This is a genomic window from Comamonas halotolerans, from assembly GCF_030162935.1.
In the GTDB taxonomy this organism is placed as follows: Bacteria; Pseudomonadota; Gammaproteobacteria; order Burkholderiales; family Burkholderiaceae_C; genus Comamonas; species Comamonas halotolerans.
Genome location: NZ_JASAUZ010000005.1, coordinates 1 through 17919, shown reverse-complemented (window position 1 = coordinate 17919; position 17919 = coordinate 1). Strand labels below are relative to the sequence as shown.

General features: G+C 55.6%; 13 protein-coding genes and 2 pseudogenes. 7 read left to right on the top strand and 8 right to left on the bottom strand.

Annotation, left to right across the window (positions count from 1 at the left end):
* Nucleotides 1–16: 16 nt before the first annotated feature.
* The gene (locus tag QEP11_RS05125; RefSeq protein WP_284335564.1) at nucleotides 17–973 is read right to left on the bottom strand and encodes an AEC family transporter; all 957 of its coding nucleotides are present in this window, start codon (nucleotides 971–973) and stop codon (nucleotides 17–19) included.
* Nucleotides 974–1168: 195 nt separating this feature from the next.
* Between QEP11_RS05125 and QEP11_RS05120 the strand changes: the two genes are divergently transcribed.
* The 3 genes from QEP11_RS05120 (at nucleotide 1169) to QEP11_RS05110 (ending at nucleotide 5238) form a co-directional block, all read left to right on the top strand.
* Nucleotides 1169–3232, top strand: a complete 2064-nt coding sequence (locus tag QEP11_RS05120; RefSeq protein ID WP_284335563.1) for an ATP-dependent helicase — start codon at nucleotides 1169–1171, stop codon at nucleotides 3230–3232.
* A 171-nt stretch (nucleotides 3233–3403) separates the two neighbouring features.
* A complete protein-coding gene (locus QEP11_RS05115) occupies nucleotides 3404–4567 on the top strand; it encodes a phospholipase A (RefSeq protein WP_284335562.1) in 1164 nt (387 codons plus the stop codon).
* A gap of 245 nt (nucleotides 4568–4812) precedes the next feature.
* Entirely contained in the window at nucleotides 4813–5238 is a 426-nt protein-coding gene (locus QEP11_RS05110; RefSeq protein WP_284335561.1) for a hypothetical protein, read from the top strand.
* 36 nt (nucleotides 5239–5274) lie between these two features.
* Here the strand turns inward: QEP11_RS05110 and QEP11_RS05105 are convergent, their stop codons facing one another.
* The gene (locus QEP11_RS05105; RefSeq protein ID WP_284335560.1) at nucleotides 5275–5745 is read right to left on the bottom strand and encodes a universal stress protein; all 471 of its coding nucleotides are present in this window, start codon (nucleotides 5743–5745) and stop codon (nucleotides 5275–5277) included.
* A 105-nt stretch (nucleotides 5746–5850) separates the two neighbouring features.
* On the opposite strand from QEP11_RS05105, the gene tgt reads away from it, so the two are divergent.
* Together tgt and QEP11_RS05095 are read left to right on the top strand one after the other, a co-directional pair.
* Nucleotides 5851–7023 carry a tRNA guanosine(34) transglycosylase Tgt gene (gene tgt, locus QEP11_RS05100; RefSeq protein ID WP_284335559.1) on the top strand — a complete coding sequence of 391 codons (1173 nt, stop codon included), beginning with the start codon at nucleotides 5851–5853 and terminating at the stop codon, nucleotides 7021–7023.
* A 260-nt stretch (nucleotides 7024–7283) separates the two neighbouring features.
* Entirely contained in the window at nucleotides 7284–8630 is a 1347-nt protein-coding gene (locus QEP11_RS05095; protein WP_284335558.1) for a GGDEF domain-containing protein, read from the top strand.
* Nucleotides 8631–8672: 42 nt separating this feature from the next.
* Here QEP11_RS05095 and QEP11_RS05090 read toward each other — a convergent pair whose 3' ends face one another.
* From QEP11_RS05090 to QEP11_RS05075, 4 genes are all read right to left on the bottom strand, one after another.
* Nucleotides 8673–9725: a zinc ribbon domain-containing protein gene (locus tag QEP11_RS05090; RefSeq protein ID WP_284335557.1), complete on the bottom strand. Its 1053-nt coding sequence runs from the start codon at nucleotides 9723–9725 to the stop codon at nucleotides 8673–8675.
* 54 nt (nucleotides 9726–9779) lie between these two features.
* The gene (locus QEP11_RS05085) at nucleotides 9780–10598 is read right to left on the bottom strand and encodes a DUF2145 domain-containing protein (RefSeq protein WP_413788678.1); all 819 of its coding nucleotides are present in this window, start codon (nucleotides 10596–10598) and stop codon (nucleotides 9780–9782) included.
* An 8-nt stretch (nucleotides 10599–10606) separates the two neighbouring features.
* On the bottom strand, nucleotides 10607–11074 hold the full coding sequence (locus tag QEP11_RS05080; protein ID WP_284335556.1) for a hypothetical protein: 468 nt from the start codon (nucleotides 11072–11074) through the stop codon (nucleotides 10607–10609).
* A 134-nt stretch (nucleotides 11075–11208) separates the two neighbouring features.
* The gene (locus QEP11_RS05075; RefSeq protein ID WP_284335555.1) at nucleotides 11209–13179 is read right to left on the bottom strand and encodes an MFS transporter; all 1971 of its coding nucleotides are present in this window, start codon (nucleotides 13177–13179) and stop codon (nucleotides 11209–11211) included.
* Between the two features lie 158 nt (nucleotides 13180–13337).
* Between QEP11_RS05075 and QEP11_RS05070 the strand changes: the two are divergent.
* Nucleotides 13338–14139 (top strand): annotated as a pseudogene (locus tag QEP11_RS05070) (helix-turn-helix domain-containing protein).
* A 28-nt stretch (nucleotides 14140–14167) separates the two neighbouring features.
* Here the strand turns inward: QEP11_RS05070 and QEP11_RS05065 are convergent.
* Together QEP11_RS05065 and QEP11_RS05060 are read right to left on the bottom strand one after the other, a co-directional pair.
* Entirely contained in the window at nucleotides 14168–15016 is an 849-nt protein-coding gene (locus QEP11_RS05065) for a PhaM family polyhydroxyalkanoate granule multifunctional regulatory protein (RefSeq protein WP_284335554.1), read from the bottom strand.
* A gap of 283 nt (nucleotides 15017–15299) precedes the next feature.
* Nucleotides 15300–15534 (bottom strand): annotated as a pseudogene (locus QEP11_RS05060) (IS5/IS1182 family transposase); the annotation flags it as partial.
* Nucleotides 15535–16140: 606 nt separating this feature from the next.
* Here QEP11_RS05060 and QEP11_RS05055 point away from each other — a divergent pair.
* Entirely contained in the window at nucleotides 16141–17640 is a 1500-nt protein-coding gene (locus tag QEP11_RS05055; RefSeq protein ID WP_284335553.1) for a tryptophan 7-halogenase, read from the top strand.
* Nucleotides 17641–17919 lie beyond the last annotated feature (279 nt).

The window sequence follows — 17919 nt, the reverse complement described above, 5'->3', positions numbered from 1 at the left end:
TGAGCGTTTCCAGCGCTCAGCCCTCAGGCGCGACCAGACGCACCGCCACCGAGAACGTCACAAAAGCCAGCGCTGTGCTTACCAAAATAATGCGTGCAACACGCCCTCCATGGGCGCCGAAACGCTCGGTCAGCAGCGAGACATTGCTGGCACTGGGCAGGGCTGCGACCAGTACCAAGGCAGCCATGGTGAGCGGCTCTATGGCAAAACCCAGCCGCACAGCCATGTGGCATGCCAGCCAGACCAGTGCCGGATGCAGCAGCAGCTTGGCCAGTGCAATCGGCACATAGTGGCGTGGTGCCACATGCTCGCTCTGATTCATCTGTGAGCGCGCCAGCACTGCCCCGATGGTGAACAAGGCCACCGGGGAGGCTGCTCCCGCCAGCATGGCCACGGTTTGATCGATGGGCCCTGGCAATTCGAACGCCACAGCCGAAGCCACAGCCCCCAAGGCAATCGACCACGGCATGGGATTGGTCAGCATGCCTTTCAGGGCATTGCGCAGCGCCTGGGCCACACCGCGCTCGCCCAGCCCCAGACGTGACAGCGCAATACACAGGGAACTGGTGATCACCATGTCAATTGCCATGGTCAGGATCACAGGCCCTGCACTGGCCGCCCCCAACAGCGCCACCAGCAGCGGCACACCCATAAAGCCTGAATTCGGAAATGCAGCCACCAACGCCCCAAAAGCTGCATCGTTCCAACCCCAACGGCCACGCGTCAGTACTATGGTTCCCAACACCATCAACAACCCACAGGCCAGATACACACCGGCCACCACTGGATCGAGCAGCTGCGCTATCGGCGTTTGCGCACCAAAGCGGTACAACATGCAGGGCAGCGCAAAATACAGCACAAAGGTGTTGAGGCCCGAGATCGCTGCCAAGGGGAGCACACCCCGGCGCGCCGCGACAAAGCCGCAGAGCACCAAGGCGAAAAAAGGAAAAGTGACAGCAAGAATGGAGAGCACGGTGCGCAATTCTGGCAGCACTCGTGCGCAACGTGGCTTACAGCACTTTCACCCCGGCGACAGTTGTTGCCGCAGCCAAACTGTGTGCGCACGCGGGCATGGCCCAGCACCCGCACGTTGGGCCAAGCGCTTGCGTATGATTGTCCGGCTCCTGCTCGACAGGACTTTGCTTTTTCCTCTTTGCCTCTGATTGCCATGTCCGCTGGTCTCAACCTCGCTCAACTCCAAGCTGTCCACTACACCGAAGGCCCTTGCCTGGTGCTGGCTGGCGCAGGTTCGGGCAAGACCCGCGTCATCACGCACAAGATCGGCAAACTGATTGAAAACGGTTTGGCTCCCAAACGCATTGCAGCCATCACCTTCACGAACAAGGCAGCCGCCGAAATGCGTGAACGTGCATCAGGGCTGATTGGCCGTCAGGCCAAAGACGTGATGATTTGCACCTTCCACTCGCTGGGAGTACGCATGGTGCGTGAAGACGGCCATGTGCTCGGCCTCAAGCCCAGTTTCAGCATTCTGGATTCAGACGATGTCACCGGCATTCTCAAAGACTGTGCTGGTGGCACCACCGATGTGGCCACGGCGCGTCAGTGGCAGTGGACCATCAGCAACTGGAAAAACGCCGGATGGGACAGCCGCAAGGCACTGGCCATGGCGCAAGATGACCACGAGCGCAGCATTGCGCTGATCATGCAGCGCTACGAAGAGCGCTTGACGGCCTACCAGAGCGTGGACTTTGACGACCTCATCGGCATGCCCATGCGCCTGCTCAAAGGCCATGTCGAGGTGCGAGAAAAATGGCAGCGCCTGCTGGGCCACGTTCTGGTGGATGAATACCAGGACACCAATGCCACCCAGTATGAATTGCTGAAACTGCTGGTGGGCGAGCGCGCGCACTTCACCGCAGTGGGCGATGATGACCAGTCGATTTACGGCTGGCGCGGCGCCACGCTGGACAACCTGAAAAAGTTGCCAGTGGACTACCCCCAGCTCAAGATCATCAAGCTGGAGCAGAACTACCGCTCCACCAGCGCCATCCTGCGTGCGGCCAACAATGTGATCGGCCCCAACCCCAAGCTGTTTCCCAAGACCCTGTTTTCGGAGCTGGGCGAAGGCGAGCCGGTGCGCATTGTGGATTGCGATACGGAAGAACATGAAGCCGAACGCGCCGCCATGCGCATCCTGAGCCTGCGCGCCAACACCAACCCACAGCCCGCGTGGAAGGACTTTGCCATCCTCTACCGCGCAAACCACCAGGCCAAACCCTTTGAAAAAGCGCTGCGCAAGCTGAACATTCCGTACAAAGTTTCCGGCGGCACCTCGTTTTTTGACCGCGCTGAAATCAAAGACCTGTGCGCCTGGTTCCGTTTGTGGATCAACAACGACGACGACCCTGCCTTCCTGCGCGCGATTGGCACACCCAAGCGCGGCATCGGCCACACCACGCTGGGCAAACTGGGGGAGTTTTCCGGCCAGCACAAGCTCTCCATGTTTGGCGCTCTGTTCAGCCACATGCTGGCGGCCGTGCTGCCCAAAAAGGCCCACGAAGGGCTGCTGGAGTTTGGCCGCTACATCAATGACCTGGAATACCGCGCCCGCCACACGCTGGGTGCCGAGGCCTCACGCACTTTCATGCTCGACTGGCTCAAGGAAATTGGCTACGAACAGTATCTGTACGACAGCGAAGACAGTGAAACCGTGGCCGCTGCGCGCTGGACCAATGTGCTGGAGTTCTGCGACTGGATGAGCCAGCGCGCAGGCGGTCACATCGAAGACGCAGCGGGCACAACCACGCAGACGGAAACCAAAAGCCTGCTGGAAGTGGCGCAAAACATTGCGCTGCTATCCACCATCAGCGAGCGTGAAAAAGAGCAGGACATGGTGATCCTGTCCACGCTGCACGCCTCCAAGGGTCTGGAGTGGCCTCATGTGATGCTGGTGGGTGTCACCGAAGGCATGCTGCCTTTCAAGCTCGACGATGACGACGGCAAACAGCAAAAAGTCAGCGAGGACATCGCCCAGCGCCTGCAGGAAGAGCGTCGGCTGATGTACGTGGGTATCACCCGGGCGCAGCGCACACTGGCGGTCAGCTGGACCAAACGCCGCAAAAAAGGCCGAGAGATGGTGCAATGCCAGCCCAGCCGTTTTATCAAAGAGATGAATCTGGATGCCAGCACGGCACGCGAAGATCCACGTGAAAAATTGCGCCAACTGCGTGAACAACTGGCACGCAAGGCAGAAGCTGCACCCAAAGTCTAGCCAAGCCACACACCACTTCCTGTGGGCCATATAGGCTGTCCGTATCAGTGGGAAAAACCATGTCCTGTGTCGGCTGTTGGTATTGACTGACGGGGCAATGCCCTGGCTTTGCGTACGCTACACGACAAGCAACCCGGGTTCAGGGCAATCTATAAAGAAACGAGATAACGGATGACCTACCGCTTATGTACGGCCAGCGCACTGCTCACACTAGTATTGGCTCCCACGGCTGTCGCCCAGACCGCATCTGACAGCATGGCTTCAGACGCCTGGCGCCAGTGTGCCGCCACGACGGACAACGTGGACCGACTGGCCTGTTTTGACAGCTGGGCACAGCAACAACAGCCATTGACAGCTCCTCCTGCCTCTGCCTGGCAAGCGCCCGCAGCCTCTGCGCAAGACTCCGTAGAGCAAGCTGCCAATGCACCCATGGTACAGGCCGATCTTGTCGCAGGCCAAGGCTTGGTTCCTACCAACGGAGGCTGCCGTGACCCGCGTTACAGCGAGATGTCGCGGTTCTACGAGCTGGAAACCGGCTCCGACTGCGGCACCTTCACCTTCCGTGGCTACAAGCCCCTGTCGGTCTCTGTCGTGACATCGGACAGCATCAACCGTCAGCCCAGCAGCCCCACGCACGGAACTGGCGACTACCGCCCATTCAGGGAAGAAGAGCTGCGCATTCAACTTTCGGCACGTACCAAGCTGGCTTCAGGCTTGTTGACGTCACCCAGCTCGGGGCTGCAGGACTCCATCTGGCTGGGCTACTCGCAACAGTCCTACTGGCAGGTATTCAGCCCGGACCTGTCACGGCCATTTCGCACGACTGATCACGAACCTGAAATCTTCTACGTCTATCCCACCACCGCCCAATTGCCATTTGGCTGGCAATGGCGTTACAGCGGTATTGGCATGGTGCATCACTCCAACGGGCAAAGCGAACCCTTGTCGCGCAGCTGGAACCGCTGGTATCTGATGACGGGTGCAGAGATGGGTGACAAATGGCAGGTGCACGCCAAAGTCTGGCGCCGCATGGCCGAGAGCACGGACGATGACGACAACCCCGGCATTCAGAACTACTGGGGCCGTGGTGAACTGAAGCTGCACTGGCAACCCAATGAGAAGAATACCCTGGGACTGACGGCGCGCGGCAGTATCGGCAAGGGCTATGGTTCTGGCCGCCTGGAATGGATGCGCACCGTTGGGGAAGGCTGGAACGGCAACAAGAGCAACCTGCGCCTGCACGTGCAACTGTTTAGCGGTTATGGAGAAAGTCTGATCGACTACAACCGCAAGCGCACATCGCTTTCCATAGGTCTGAGTCTGCTTGACTTTTAAGGCCTCGATGTTTCACAAAAGATAGCTGCAAGGTCCAACTATGGACTTTCGCAGCTTTTCTTTGGCGTACAAGCAACTGCTTGCACTGCGCACGCAAAGGGGCTTGTGGTGGTGGACGACATCACTCAGAATCGTTCCGACCTCTTGGCAGGCCAAGCACTCCCACAAAATGGCTGGATTCATCCCGGCATTTCCAAGTTTTGGGAGCCCGCAAGCGCGCAGACAATGCGTCACCGAGGATGATCATGCATCTGCAATACCAGCTCAAAGCCGGCAGCTATTACCTGTACGACATGCGCGAACCGCCCAGCGCAGTGACGGGCGAGCGCCGCTTCAAGCTCAAAACGGATCTGCTGGCCATCGCTTTCGACCATTACACAGGTGAGGTTCACCAGCACGGCAGCCCCACTCGGATTCAGTCATGGGCCAGCCATACACGCCGTCGTCTGCGTGCCGCGGGTCTGTGGCAAGAGGCCGAGGACATCATCGTCATCAGCGGCCCCTTTCCGGTGGAAGAAATCAACAAATGCCTGTGGATCAAAGGCTATTGCCGGCGCTTGTTAAAGCGACTGTCCGGCTTGCCACACGGCAAACTGCCAACACGCCCGCAACCGTCCAGCGACTACAGCCAAGGCCGTCGGTATCAAAGCTGGCAGCGCCGGGCTGCCTGAGCTTTGAAAAGACCAGTAGGCGTCAGCAAGTAGGGTTCAGGCAGCCTCATCCTGGTCTTCAGCCAGCTCCTGCTGCTCAGGCTCACGCACAATCAACACAGGACGTGTGCAGCGGTGAATCACGGCCTTAGAAACCGACCCCACCATCGCACTCTGTATGGCCCCCATGCCGCGCGCGCCCAGTATGACAAGGTCGGCATTGAGCTGCTCGGCCATATCCACCAGCACGGTGCTCGGTGAACCCAGCACCACCTCCATGGAATAGCCCACACCTGCAGCGTCCAGCAAGGCAGCGCCCTCGGCCATCAGGTGCTCACCCGCTTCCACCGCTGCTGCTGCTATCGCATCCGAGTCTTGCGTAGCAAGTTGCAGCAAAGATGCAGGCTCTTGCACATTGACCAGCGCAATTTCAGCCCTCAGCCCTCGCTCAATCAAAGACAAGGCCTGGTGTACTGCTTGCAGCGACTCGCTGGAACCATCGACGGCAATCATGATGTTGGTATACATGCTGTTCTCCTTGTGACTTTGATGCTGTGGATTCCACTATAGACCACCCCGGCACGCAGGCATCTGCGGCAATGCAAGCGGCCTTCTGGGACAATGCGCGCCATCATGCTGCAGTTTGAACTTCTCAAAACCGACCCCTCCAGCCACGCACGCCGTGGCACACTGACCCTCAACCATGGCAAGGTGCAAACACCCATCTTCATGCCTGTGGGCACATACGGCACCGTCAAGGGTGTCATGCCACGCAGCCTGGAAGAGATGGGCGCACAAATCATTTTGGGCAATACCTTCCACCTGTGGATGCGCCCAGGTCTGGACATCATGAAGTCCTTTGGTGGTCTGCACGGATTTGAGAAGTGGGACAAACCCATACTGACCGACTCGGGCGGCTTCCAGGTCTGGTCATTGGGTGCCATGCGCAAGATCACCGAAGAAGGCGTTCATTTCCAAAGCCCTGTGAACGGCGACAAGCTGTTCATGTCGCCCGAAGTGAGCATGCAGATTCAGACCACGCTGAACTCTGACATCGTGATGCAGCTCGACGAGTGCACCCCGTATGAGACCAACGGCAAGAAAACCACCGAAGCCGAAGCACGCAAATCCATGGAGATGAGCCGCCGCTGGGCCAAGCGCTCCAAAGACGAATTCGAGCGTCTGGGAAACCCCAATGCGCTGTTCGGCATCGTCCAGGGTGGCATGTACACCAACCTGCGCCAGGAGTCGCTGGAAGCACTGGTGGAGATGGACTTCCCCGGCTATGCCGTAGGCGGTGTGTCCGTGGGCGAGCCCAAGGACGAAATGCTGGAGATCATGGCGCATACGCCCCATTTGCTGCCAGCCAACAAACCCCGCTATCTGATGGGTGTGGGTACGCCCGAAGACCTGGTGCAAGGCGTCGCCGACGGCGTGGACATGTTCGACTGCGTGATGCCCACCCGCAATGCGCGCAACGGCACGGTATTCACCCGTTACGGCGATTTGAAGTTGCGCAACGCACGCCACAAGACCGATCACCAGCCACTGGACACCACCTGCACCTGCCACGCTTGCGCAGGCAAGAGCGGCGTGAGCTGGGATCAGGGTGGACGGGACGGCTTTAGCAGAGCTTATTTGCACCACCTGGATCGCTGTGGCGAAATGCTTGGGCCCATGCTGACCACCATCCACAATCTGCACTACTACCTGAACTTGATGCAGGAAGTACGAGATGCACTGGATGCAGGCACCTTCGACAAATTCCGTACGCAATTCAAGGCCGACCGGACGCGTGGCGTTTAATTCCACAGCACTCACGAAAAAGCCTCTTTACAGAGGCTTTTTCAATTTCAGCCCCACGCACTGCAGGCGGCTTTCAGCCTTCAATTCTTCGTAAACACGCGGCATTATCTGTCATACAAATTGTTGCGTTTAGCCAAGAATGCGTGCAATTTAGGATTTCCGCTGAATACCACGTGCCTCCTTTGACAGAGCCTTCTTCGACAGAGCCTCCCCTGTGGCGCAGGGTTACGGTGCTAATGCTTGTGCTATGGCTGGCATGCATGATCGGAATTTTCAGCCGCCCGATTGGATTCCTGGCTGCTTTCTGGCCTGCCAACGCCATCATGCTGGGCTTGCTCTTGCGCGACCCTCGGCTCAGTCATACGCCTATTACCTGGATATGCATGCTGCTGACCTATGTGGCAGCGGATCTGACTACCGGCTCCAGCCTCTTCATTGCCCTGAACCTCAATGTAGCCAACGTTTTGAGTGTTTTGACAGGTTGGATCTACTTGCACACACAAGATGAGAGCGCTTTGCGATTGCAACGCCAGCGCTCCGTGCTCACCGTGTTTACTGGGTGCTCGATTGCCGCCTTCTGCGGTACGGCTGCTGGTGCCTGGCCCAGCAGCATTGCCTTTGACGTTCCGCTTTGGCGGGCGGCCATGATGTGGTTATCCACTGAGTTCTACAACTTCGTCCTCATTTTGCCTGTGCTGCTCGCAGCACCCAGAAGCTGGAGCTGGCAATGGGCACTCAGTGACCAGAAATGGACGCTCACCCAAATCATGCCTTTGATCGCCCTGCTATTCAGTGAAGCGCTCAGCTTGATGCTGCCTGGGCCTGGCTCGATTGCTTTCATCATCCCCGCCATGGTGTGGTGCGCAATGTCCTATGGTGTGTTCCCTACGGCGCTGTTGAACTTGATTATCGCCTTCTGGAAAACTTCAGCCATCTCCTTCGGAGCCTTTAGCTTCACTCCCGACCATGTGATGGAAGTGGCCTCCTTCCGCACCGGCCTGGCTTTGCTATCTATGGCCCCACTGGCGGTGGCTTGCGCCTACAGCCTGCGATTGCAGGCCCTGCAAAAACTGCACCATGCCGTCAGCCACGACTTTCTCACAGGCGTTCTGGCACGCCGTGCGCTCATGGAACGTGGGCAAAAATTACTTTTGCGGCTGGCACAGGAAGATCAGCCCGTGGCTGTGCTGATGATCGACATCGATCACTTCAAAAGCGTCAATGACCGTTTTGACCACGCCCAAGGAGACCTTGTGCTGCAAGAGTTCGCCATGCTGACGCGCAAGACATTGCGCCCTGATGATCTGATAGGCCGCATGGGTGGAGAAGAATTCGCCATTGTGCTGCCTCGCACAGACCGTGAACAGGCGCTGCTGGTGGCACAGCGTCTATGTGAACGCCTGCGCGATCACAGCTTTCCGGGGCTTCACCAAGGCCCACCCCAGGTAACACTGAGCATTGGCCTGCATGCAGTGCGTCTCATCAGTGCCGCAGATAACATGGAGCAATTGCTTTCCAGGGCAGATGTGGCCTTGTATATCGCCAAAAACAGTGGGCGCAATCAGGTTCGCCAGTACACCCAAACCCTTGCGCCATCTGCGTTTTGAAAGTCGGCTGCAAGCACCGTAGCGATGTTTGCAGCCAAGGCATCAGCCCTCCGTCGCCTTGTGCTGAGCTGCACTGCCGCAGCTGAAACAGAACTTGGCAAAACTGCTGGTACGCGCCTGACAAGCGTGGCAAGCCTCAAACAGCCCAATGCCACAATGCGGGCAATAGTCGGTCACACCGTCCTTCAAGTCCACATGACGCTCGCAACCCGGGCACACCCCTTTGCTCAGGTGCGTCCATGCCTTGTCATACGTCAACTGGGTACGGCGCTCAGTGGCAGGCAACGCCTCCGCTTCACGCTGTCGTTCCAGATAGCGCTGCAAGGCCACAATCGCCCAGCGCCCCACCAGAACCGTGATCGTGATTCCCACGGCATAACGCACATAGCCGCCATAGCTCGGCAAATAAGGCACCAGTTCGACAAAGAAGGCAAACAGGGCAAAGAAGATAAAGCCCCAGACAAAAGGCCACCAGGTGCTTTTGCGCTTTTTCACGAACAACCAGCCTGCCAGAGCGAGCAACGGCAGCGTCAAGGCCAGGCGATACAGGAATACACGCAGCTCCTGCGCCCTCTGGGCAGCGTAGAACTGGTCGCGCGCAGCGCTTTCCAGCGCTTCCAGTTCATGGTTCACGCGCGCCGTTTCCTGGCGCGCATTGAGCAACACCTGCTGCTGATTTTGCAAGGCCTGCTGTGCCTTGCGCTCAGTCTGACGAAGCTGCTCCAACTCCTGATTGCGGCGAATCACCTCTGGATCCTGTTCGCTGCGCTGCGTGGCAGAACGCGTAGCAATCCAGCTATTGAAGCCATCGCGTGCCGTCTGTGTATCACTGCGCGCCTGCTGCCACTGCAATTCGGCCTGGTCGCGTTCATCCAGCGCCTGGCGCTGCGCTTGCTGTAATGCATCCAGCTGCGTACGCAAGGGACTTGCCTGCTGCTGGTCGATAAAGTCATCCAGCGACACACGCTGCTCTACCTGCGGTAAGTCATCGACCACCGTAGAGCCAAGTCCGATCAAAAAGCTCGCAAAAACCAACGCCACCACCCACAGGCCACGTCGAAACCACGTTTCCGACAATCGCAACGATTTACTCATCGCATTCACTCCTTACCAAAGAATATCTGCTGTTCATCAAGACGAGCCATGGACTCATTCAATCGTAAACAATGCATCCGCCATGCCCTTGCGCTGCAGCCACTGACTCACCGAATCGACCGTCACTGTCTCGATACGGCTTGCAAAGCGCTTTTCGTTTGGGTGGTCATCAAATGCAATATTGGCTGCCGTGATCCTGCCGCCCAAGCGGGTCCAGGAACGCACTGTCAATGCGCTAGGCTCGTAGCCCTTGAATTGGAGCCAGGCTGGAGCCTGCTCCCGGCGTTGTATTTCCACTGTTTCCATGGCAGCCGCCAAGCTTTCGATGGCCCACTGATTGGACTGTTGATAATGCTGACTCCCTGCATAGCTCACCATGCTGTAGGGCTTGTGCTGCATACGGAACACCGTATCGGATTGCGTCAGAAAGGTCCACAGGGCTTGCTGCAGCTGCGGATTCGGCACCTGCACTGCGGCCACAGGACGCCACAGGTCATCCAGAAAAAACTCTCCCAACCACTGCCTATCAATGTGCCCTTGCACTGTGCCGCATTCGTTGAGCTGGTGCGCCACACACCAGGGCCCCAGGGGCTTCTCATAAGCCCAGCCCAAATGCGAGTACTTCAACCCATAGCGGCTCAAGCCCTGACCGGCTCGTGCCAGCAACACTACTTTGGTGCCATGTTGCGCGTGCTGTGCATCCAGCGCCTGAGTCGTGCGATGTGCTAGATCCATGCCTTGTTGAAAGGTATCCACATGCAAGACTTTGGCCTCACAGCTACGGCCTGCATAAGCCGGCTGCATACCCGCAGCAATGACGCAGCCTGCTGCCAGGCAATAGGCGACGCGTCGTATGCGTACAAGATTTTTCATTGACAGGCTCACAGAAGTTCGTTGTGCAGCAGGGCTGACCCCACGGCATTGGGGATAAAGGCAAGGACTTCGCCCGAAGCCGCCAGCAGTACCCCCGTCCCCTTGGCACTTGCTTCAATCACCGTCCCTACCGCCAGCGAAGCCGATCCTACGGCAGTGCCGGAAACCTCCTGTGACACTGATACGCCATCAGCGGCGCGTCTGGTGACATCACTCACTCCATCGGCGGAGGCTGAAAGCGCCTCAACCACCGGCTCCGTCACAGCTGCTGAAAGCAGGAGTGGCATTGCCACTGCACCTTCCGAGCCATCCACGGATGCACCGACCATGGCCGCCGACACCACCGGCATGACCGACAGGGCCGCAGATGTCTGGCTCTGCGCCTGTGCCATGGTGCTGGCGCCCCACAGTGTGCAAGCCAGGCCCACGGTCATGAGCGTGCGTTGAACGGGGCGGAATACAGAATGCATCGACATGAAAAAGACTCTCCCCAAGTTGTGTTGTTGAGGCCGTGTCTGCACGGCTGGTGCGCATCATCGCCAGCATCGCTGAGAACGCCCCTGTTTTTCTGTGACGTGTTTTCACATGCCATGAAAAGCATCAAATTTCGCTACTTTTCTTCGGATGTTTTATTTGATTCACTAAAAAGTTCCCCTACACGCTCCTGCAACACCCCCAGGGTGAAACCTGTACTTGGCAAGCTGTGTCCCACCACCAGATTCACACGGTTCAACCATCCCCGGCGTAGCGGCTTCACCATGGCAGTGGGGTGACCATTGCGCTTTTCCACACGACTGAAGAAAGAGCCCCACAAGCCCTGCAATGCCATCGGGATGACCGGTACTTGCAGGCCCTCAGACTGGGCTTGCTGCAAGATTTTCATAACCCCACCTTTAAACGGCTTGATTGCACCGTCACCCGTGATGGCACCTTCCGGAAAAATCGCCAGCACATCGCCTTCTCGTAGCACTTGCGCAGCGCGAGCAAACGCGGCCTCATAGACCGCCATATCTTCTTTGGGTGAAGCAATCGGGATCGCCTTAGCCAGCCGGAACAGCCACCCCAGCACTGGTTGTTCAAAGATACGGTGGTCCATGACAAAGTAAACAGGTCGGGGGCTGGCCGCCATCAACAAGATGGCATCCACGAAACTCACATGATTGCACACCAGCAATGCAGCTCCTTGCGTGGGAATGTGGTGTTCCCCACGAACCTTGAAGCGATAGATGAGATGCGTCAGCACCCAAGCCACAAAGCGCAGCAAATACTCGGGCACCAGCAAAAACACATACATCGCCACAACTGCATTGGCGATGCCGGTAATCAGAAACACCTGCGGCAAGCTGCAACCTGCGGCCAGCAACCCACCCGCGAGCACCGCAGAGGCAATCATGAACAAGGCGTTCAGGATGTTGTTGGCGGCAATGATGCGAGCCCGGTGCGTGGGCTGGCTGCGCATTTGAATCAGCGCATACATGGGCACGCTGTACACCCCTGCAGACAAGGCCAGCAAGCCCAGATCGGACATGACCCGCCAATGCGCAGGCTGCGCCAGAAAGGCTGACAGGCCCATCACTTCTGTAGCGGGCAAATGTCTGGAGGCAAAGTACAGATCCACGGCAAACACCGTCATGCCGATCGCGCCCAGCGGCACCAGACCAATTTCCACATGGCGGCGGCTGAAGCTTTCGCACAGCAAAGCCCCAACCCCCACGCCCACAGAAAACACCACCAGCAGCAAGGAGGCCACGCGCTCATCGCCATACAGCACTTCCTTGGCGAAGCTGGGGAACTGGCTGAGGAAGACCGCGCCGAAGAACCACATCCAGCTGATACCCAGCAAAGAGCGAAACACCACCTGCTGCTGTCTGGCCAATTGCAGATTGCGCCAGGTTTCAGTAAAGGGATTCCAGTTGATCACCAGCTCTGGATCGGTAGCAGGTGCTGGTGGAATGGCTTGGGCACAAAGACGCCCCACTATGGCCAGGCCCACGCAGACAATCGCCACATCACGGTGCCCCACCTCGGGCACAGCCACCAGCAAACCTCCGGCCACATTGCCCAGCAGGATGGCCACGAACGTCCCCATCTCAACCATGCCGTTACCGCCTGTAATCTCGCGCTCATTCAACACCTGGGGCAGATAGGCAAACTTCGCGGGACCGAACAAGGTCGAGTGAAGTCCCATCATGAACACGCAGGCCAGCAACAGCGGTACATGAGCCACCATGAAGCCCCATGCAGCCAGCAGCATGATGGCGATCTCCAGGTTCTTCACCAGGCGGAACATGCGCGTCTTCTCCCACTTGTCCGTCAACTGCCCCGATGTGGCGGAGAACAAGAGAAAAGGCAGGATGAACAATGCACCGATCACCAGTCCCGCCATCGACGGCGGCAGCCAAGACACGTTGAGCTGGTAGGTGACCATGACCGTAAAGGCAAACTTGAACAGATTGTCATTGGCTGCGCCTGCAAACTGTGTCCAAAAGAACGGCGCAAAACGCCGCTGCCTGAGCAATGCAAACTGATTCGGATGCTTGCGCACGGGATGTAAGCCCTCTTGCCCTGTACCTTGCCTCATACCCGCTCCTCTTTGTTAGTTCTTATTACCTCAAACACCTGTGGCGCAAGCAATCCACGTCGCTCGCAAGCAGCCTCGTCTACATCACAATCTCACAGCGTCTGGCAACGCGCTGAATGATCTTCGATATACGGTCATTGCACGACAGGCGAAGCACTCTGTTACACCAATGCTGCACGTCATTTCCATCACATAATCAGACCACGAGGACGACTACCGACCTTGTCCTCGCCTTGAAAAAAGAGCTCAAAACCGCCCATAACACCTTCGCAGATCTGGCGCCCATGTTGAATCTCACGGAATCCAGCCTCAAGCGCATGTTCGACAAATGCGATATGCCCCTGTCTCGCATCCTGCGCCTGGACTTCGTCGATCTGGCACGTCGAGTGGCTGATCGCCCGCCACAGCTTCAGCAAATGACCCTGGAGCAGGAAACCGCCGTGGCGACGGATCGCAAGCTGCTGCTGATGGCCATCCGCGTCCTCGGCCAATGGACACTGCCCTAAATCACCAGCACCTACCGCATCTTAGATGCCTGAAGGCGTGGCTTATCTGACGCAGCTTGACCGCATCGGCATCATTGAACTACGCCCGGGAAATCGTTATCGCCTGCGCTTGGCCAAAACCTTTCGCTGGCACCCGCATGGTCCTGTCATGGCTTACTTTCGAGAGAATGCGGTGCTCGATTACTTTGGTGGTGCCTTCGACCAACCCGGCAAAGGCATGCTGATGGTCCATGGCCACATCGCCCGCCATTTGGCACCCAGCTTTGTCGAGCGCATCCAGCGGCTGGCCCATGACTTTTCACAGCAACACCAGCAGGATCAAAAAACCGACCCTGCCCAGCGCGAGGGCTACACCCTGGTGCCGGCCATGCGCAGCTTGGAGTTTTCTGTCTTCACGGCCCTGCGACGCCCAGGGAGCAGGCCCGCATTCAAAGGCGATTCCGACGCCGATTAGCCGCTACGCAAACACCGCAACACAGCATTCAACGCGTGCGCTTGCTTGCAGGGCGCGCAGGTGTTGGCTTGGCGCTGGCCTTGCTGGCTGGCGCTGTTTTTTGTTTTGCGTCTGTCTTGCGCGCTGACGCTTTCTTCGCAGCCGGCTTGCGTGTTGCCGCAGCGCCGCGAGGCGTCTTGGCCTCAACCTCAGAAGTTCTGGCAACCGGTGATTTCTCCACCGCCTGGCGCACCATTTCGCTTGCGGTTTTCACCGCAGCTTGCGCAAATTCCGTCGACATCTGTGTCGCTTTAAACATGGCTTGCTGCTGTGCAGGGTCTTGCAGCGCTTGTTGAGCGATCTGCTGAAACTGCTGCGTCAACGCGCCCCACCACTGCATCGCAGTCGCCATGCTCGCAGCCTGCGTAGCGTCAGGCTGAGCTTCTGCTCCAGCTGAAGCAGAAGACTCGGGTTGAGCAGGTGCAGCAGGTCTTTCATGCTCGGAGAAAGGTGCAGCCTGAGCTGCCGCAGACATGGGCCAATCAGACAAATTACCAGCGGCTCCTGCAGGCGTAGCGACCGTGGCTGATGCAAATGGGAAGGCCTTGGCCAATTCACTGAGATTGACGTTCATGCCCTTGAGGGTGGATAGCGTCATCTTCTGCACTTCCAGAGCCTGCACCGTGGCAGCCAGTGCTTTGCTGTTTTGCTCCAGCCAGAACTGCACCGCCTTAAGCTCTTCAATACGCTTGTCGATCTCTTCCACACTCACTGTGGGTGCAATCCAGTGCGAGAAGGACGGCAGCCCTGCTGACTGTGTCCCCGCCTTGCCAAGATTTTGCAAAAAGTCAAATCCCGGAATGAACTTGCCAAAGCCGAAAGCGGATGAATCACTCATACCCACACCTGTACCGTCAATGCCAATGAAAAGCCCGGACACCGCGATGACCGGGCTGCTGACTCGTTAGCTTAATGCACAAGCAGCCGCACGTCACAACATGATGAAGGCATGGCCCATTGCATCCAAGAACCGCTGGAACGACCTATCCATGAAGCGTGCGCAGATGATTGCTGGTGCCAATTTGGGTAAAGTTAAGCATAGACCTAAGCAGCGTTCCAACTGGTCGCACACCTTTCCCAAGGCAGCAAACCAGCCGTGCGTGCACTCGACAACCCAGCTAGTCGCGTAGACGTCGCAAGCATGTCATGCCACTGCCGTAGACCAAGGCTGAAGTTAGCGCTCCCACGCAATGCCTGTTTGCAGCACATACAAGACTCCATGGAGAGCAGTCTCTCGCTCAAGCATCACTTGCGCACGCCACCTTTGGCAGAAGAGGTGGATAGAGGAATCTGGAGCAGAAGTTGCTGCCCCAGTTCTTTGCTCACAGATCGTCTTGCCATGAGGGCACGAAGCACAAAGGCTTGTGCCGATCTCAAAGCAAGTTTTTGTCAGCAACTCATAAGGCCTTCTGAATTTTGTTGCAGCAAATCACCAACCCTTGATTTAAACCAAAACTCCTTGCATCAAAGGCGCTCATTGTGCTGTATTGACCAGTTAAATCCACATTCGCCAACGCTATCAATGCTTAGGCTGCTGAGATGAGCGTACAAACGTGGTTGTCAGGTCTCAAGTAACTGTTAAAGAAAGAGAAGCGATTTTTCAACCAAAAACTTCAAGATTTTTCGGAAGAACTCCATCTTTTCCCTTAAGGGCGATAGAGTCTTGCTATCTTGCTCACAAGTTAATAAAACAAAAAAACCATAAATAAAGACAAGCATTAAAACATGCAGCCAAGTGAGCTTTATTGATAAGGATAGATAGTCCATCAGAATTCATATAGCTGCGAATCTAAAAAAGAAGCCATAAAACAGACGCATGAAAAAATAATTGAGCAAAAGACCTCAACAAGTCATTTGCTAATAACTAAATTCAACCAGTCAGCAAAAGTGTTTTATCGACATTAAAAATCTTAGCTCTTAGATTTTATATTCAAACTTTCAAAGCATTTCACAGGGATCATCATGGCAATAAATTTACAAAATGCCAAGCGTATTGTTATACTAGGCGGAGGTACAGCAGGCTGGTACGCAGCACTGGCTTTACGTCAGATTTTCAGTAAAAATGTTGAAATTCTTGTTATTGAATCTTCAAAAATTGGAATTATAGGCGTTGGCGAAGGGGGATTGCTTAATTTTATATCCGCCTTGAAATACGTTAATATCAATCTATCAGAATTTAAAGAGTTCACCAATGCAACCCATAAATGGGGTTTTTGTTATGAGGGATGGCGAACAGGGTTTGAAAATGACAAGTTCTATCACCCTTTCATGTCTTCTGATAGTGAAGCTTTAAAATGGAATGAAAATGGATATTTCCCATTTTTTTCAGCCTTAATGCAGCAAGGAATTGGATTAGATAAATATGTTAGAGGAATAGACTTAGTCGAAAAAAATGCAACGCAAGCAGATGCCGATTCAGCGCTAGCGAAAGGCCAAGCCGACATTATTGACTCCTTACACTTCGACAGCTACAAAGCCGCTAGCTTTTTAAAAAAAGTTGCTCTATCGCGTAATATAACTCACCGCGATGTATTGGTCGATCAAGTAATTACAGACAGTCAAGGAAATGTAACAAAGCTGATCACAGAAAATAATGATGAAATAGATCTTGACTTCATCATTGATGCCAGTGGTCTTGCACGAAAAATAATCGGTAAAGCTGTCCCATCGCAATGGCAATCATTCAAGCAATATTTGATTCTTGATCGAGCCATCCCTTTTTACATGCCGCACCCAAAGAAAAATCCATACTTGGTCAGCCGAGCTATTGCGCTGAATAACGGATGGATGTGGCAAATCCCTTTAGTTGACCGCGTTGGAGCTGGATATGTTTACAGCAGCAAACACATAAGTGATGAAAATGCACAAAAAGAAGTTAAAGCATATCTAGGCTTTGATGTTGATATACAGAAAATTATTAAGTTTGACCCAGGATGCCATGAAGAAATATTGGTAAAAAACACTTTAACAATTGGCTTGGCAGCTGGGTTTGTTGAGCCTTTAGAGGCAACATCGATTGCTCAGATGGTAGAAGTTGTGCGGAATTTTTGTCGAGTACTTATGCTGAGCCAAGGCATTATTTCAGATAATGCAGTGCGTGATTTTAATGACGCTAATCTTCAGTCTTGGTATGGTATCCGTGACTTTTTGCGCATGCACTACGATACGACTCGCGCTGACACGAGCTTTTGGCAAGATGCTTCGAAAGCACCATATCCAGAAAGCTACCGAGCTTTTCGCGAGGTGGTCCAGCTACGTTCTCCACGCCTGGTCGACGTAAATAGTTACGTTTTGCATGGCTGGCATGGCATTTTCCATGTGATTAACTGGATGCTAGTCGCTGCGCCACTAGGGATACTGAATTCTAAAGCCGCAGTCAATGACCTGATGAGACTGAGTCGAGAAAAACGCGAAGTTTTAGATAAAGCCCTGCGCCATTTTCAAGGAAGAACAGAGCTGTGATTTGAGGGCCCGCGCCTAGGCGCTTCACGACTGCGTGGCGCGCCGCGCTCCTACCCTTGCGTTTCATCCCGCAGTCATTCTTGCTACTCATATTTTTGCGCTACGTCTCATGGCCCTCTCATATCGTAGTTGTTGAATACATCGAATTGAGAGTTGCTAACACCACCTTGCGTTGAGACATGCACAAGCGTTTGTGCTTCGTGCCCTCATGGCAAGACGATCTGTGAGCAAAGAACTGGGGCAGCAACTTCTGCTCCAGATTCCTCTATCCACCTCTGC

Excerpts from the sequence above, each read along its gene's own strand:
- QEP11_RS05080 (WP_284335556.1), bottom strand. The coding sequence starts at position 11,074 with ATGTCGATGCATTCTGTATTCCGCCCCGTTCAACGCACGCTCATGACC.
- QEP11_RS05115 (WP_284335562.1), top strand. The coding sequence starts at position 3,404 with ATGACCTACCGCTTATGTACGGCCAGCGCACTGCTCACACTAGTATTG.
- QEP11_RS05085 (WP_413788678.1), bottom strand. The coding sequence starts at position 10,598 with ATGAAAAATCTTGTACGCATACGACGCGTCGCCTATTGCCTGGCAGCA.
- QEP11_RS05110 (WP_284335561.1), top strand. The coding sequence starts at position 4,813 with ATGCATCTGCAATACCAGCTCAAAGCCGGCAGCTATTACCTGTACGAC.
- QEP11_RS05095 (WP_284335558.1), top strand. The coding sequence starts at position 7,284 with ATGATCGGAATTTTCAGCCGCCCGATTGGATTCCTGGCTGCTTTCTGG.
- QEP11_RS05065 (WP_284335554.1), bottom strand. The coding sequence starts at position 15,016 with ATGAGTGATTCATCCGCTTTCGGCTTTGGCAAGTTCATTCCGGGATTT.
- QEP11_RS05090 (WP_284335557.1), bottom strand. The coding sequence starts at position 9,725 with ATGAGTAAATCGTTGCGATTGTCGGAAACGTGGTTTCGACGTGGCCTG.
- QEP11_RS05055 (WP_284335553.1), top strand. The coding sequence starts at position 16,141 with ATGGCAATAAATTTACAAAATGCCAAGCGTATTGTTATACTAGGCGGA.
- tgt (WP_284335559.1), top strand. The coding sequence starts at position 5,851 with ATGCTGCAGTTTGAACTTCTCAAAACCGACCCCTCCAGCCACGCACGC.
- QEP11_RS05075 (WP_284335555.1), bottom strand. The coding sequence starts at position 13,179 with ATGAGGCAAGGTACAGGGCAAGAGGGCTTACATCCCGTGCGCAAGCAT.
- QEP11_RS05120 (WP_284335563.1), top strand. The coding sequence starts at position 1,169 with ATGTCCGCTGGTCTCAACCTCGCTCAACTCCAAGCTGTCCACTACACC.
- QEP11_RS05105 (WP_284335560.1), bottom strand. The coding sequence starts at position 5,745 with ATGTATACCAACATCATGATTGCCGTCGATGGTTCCAGCGAGTCGCTG.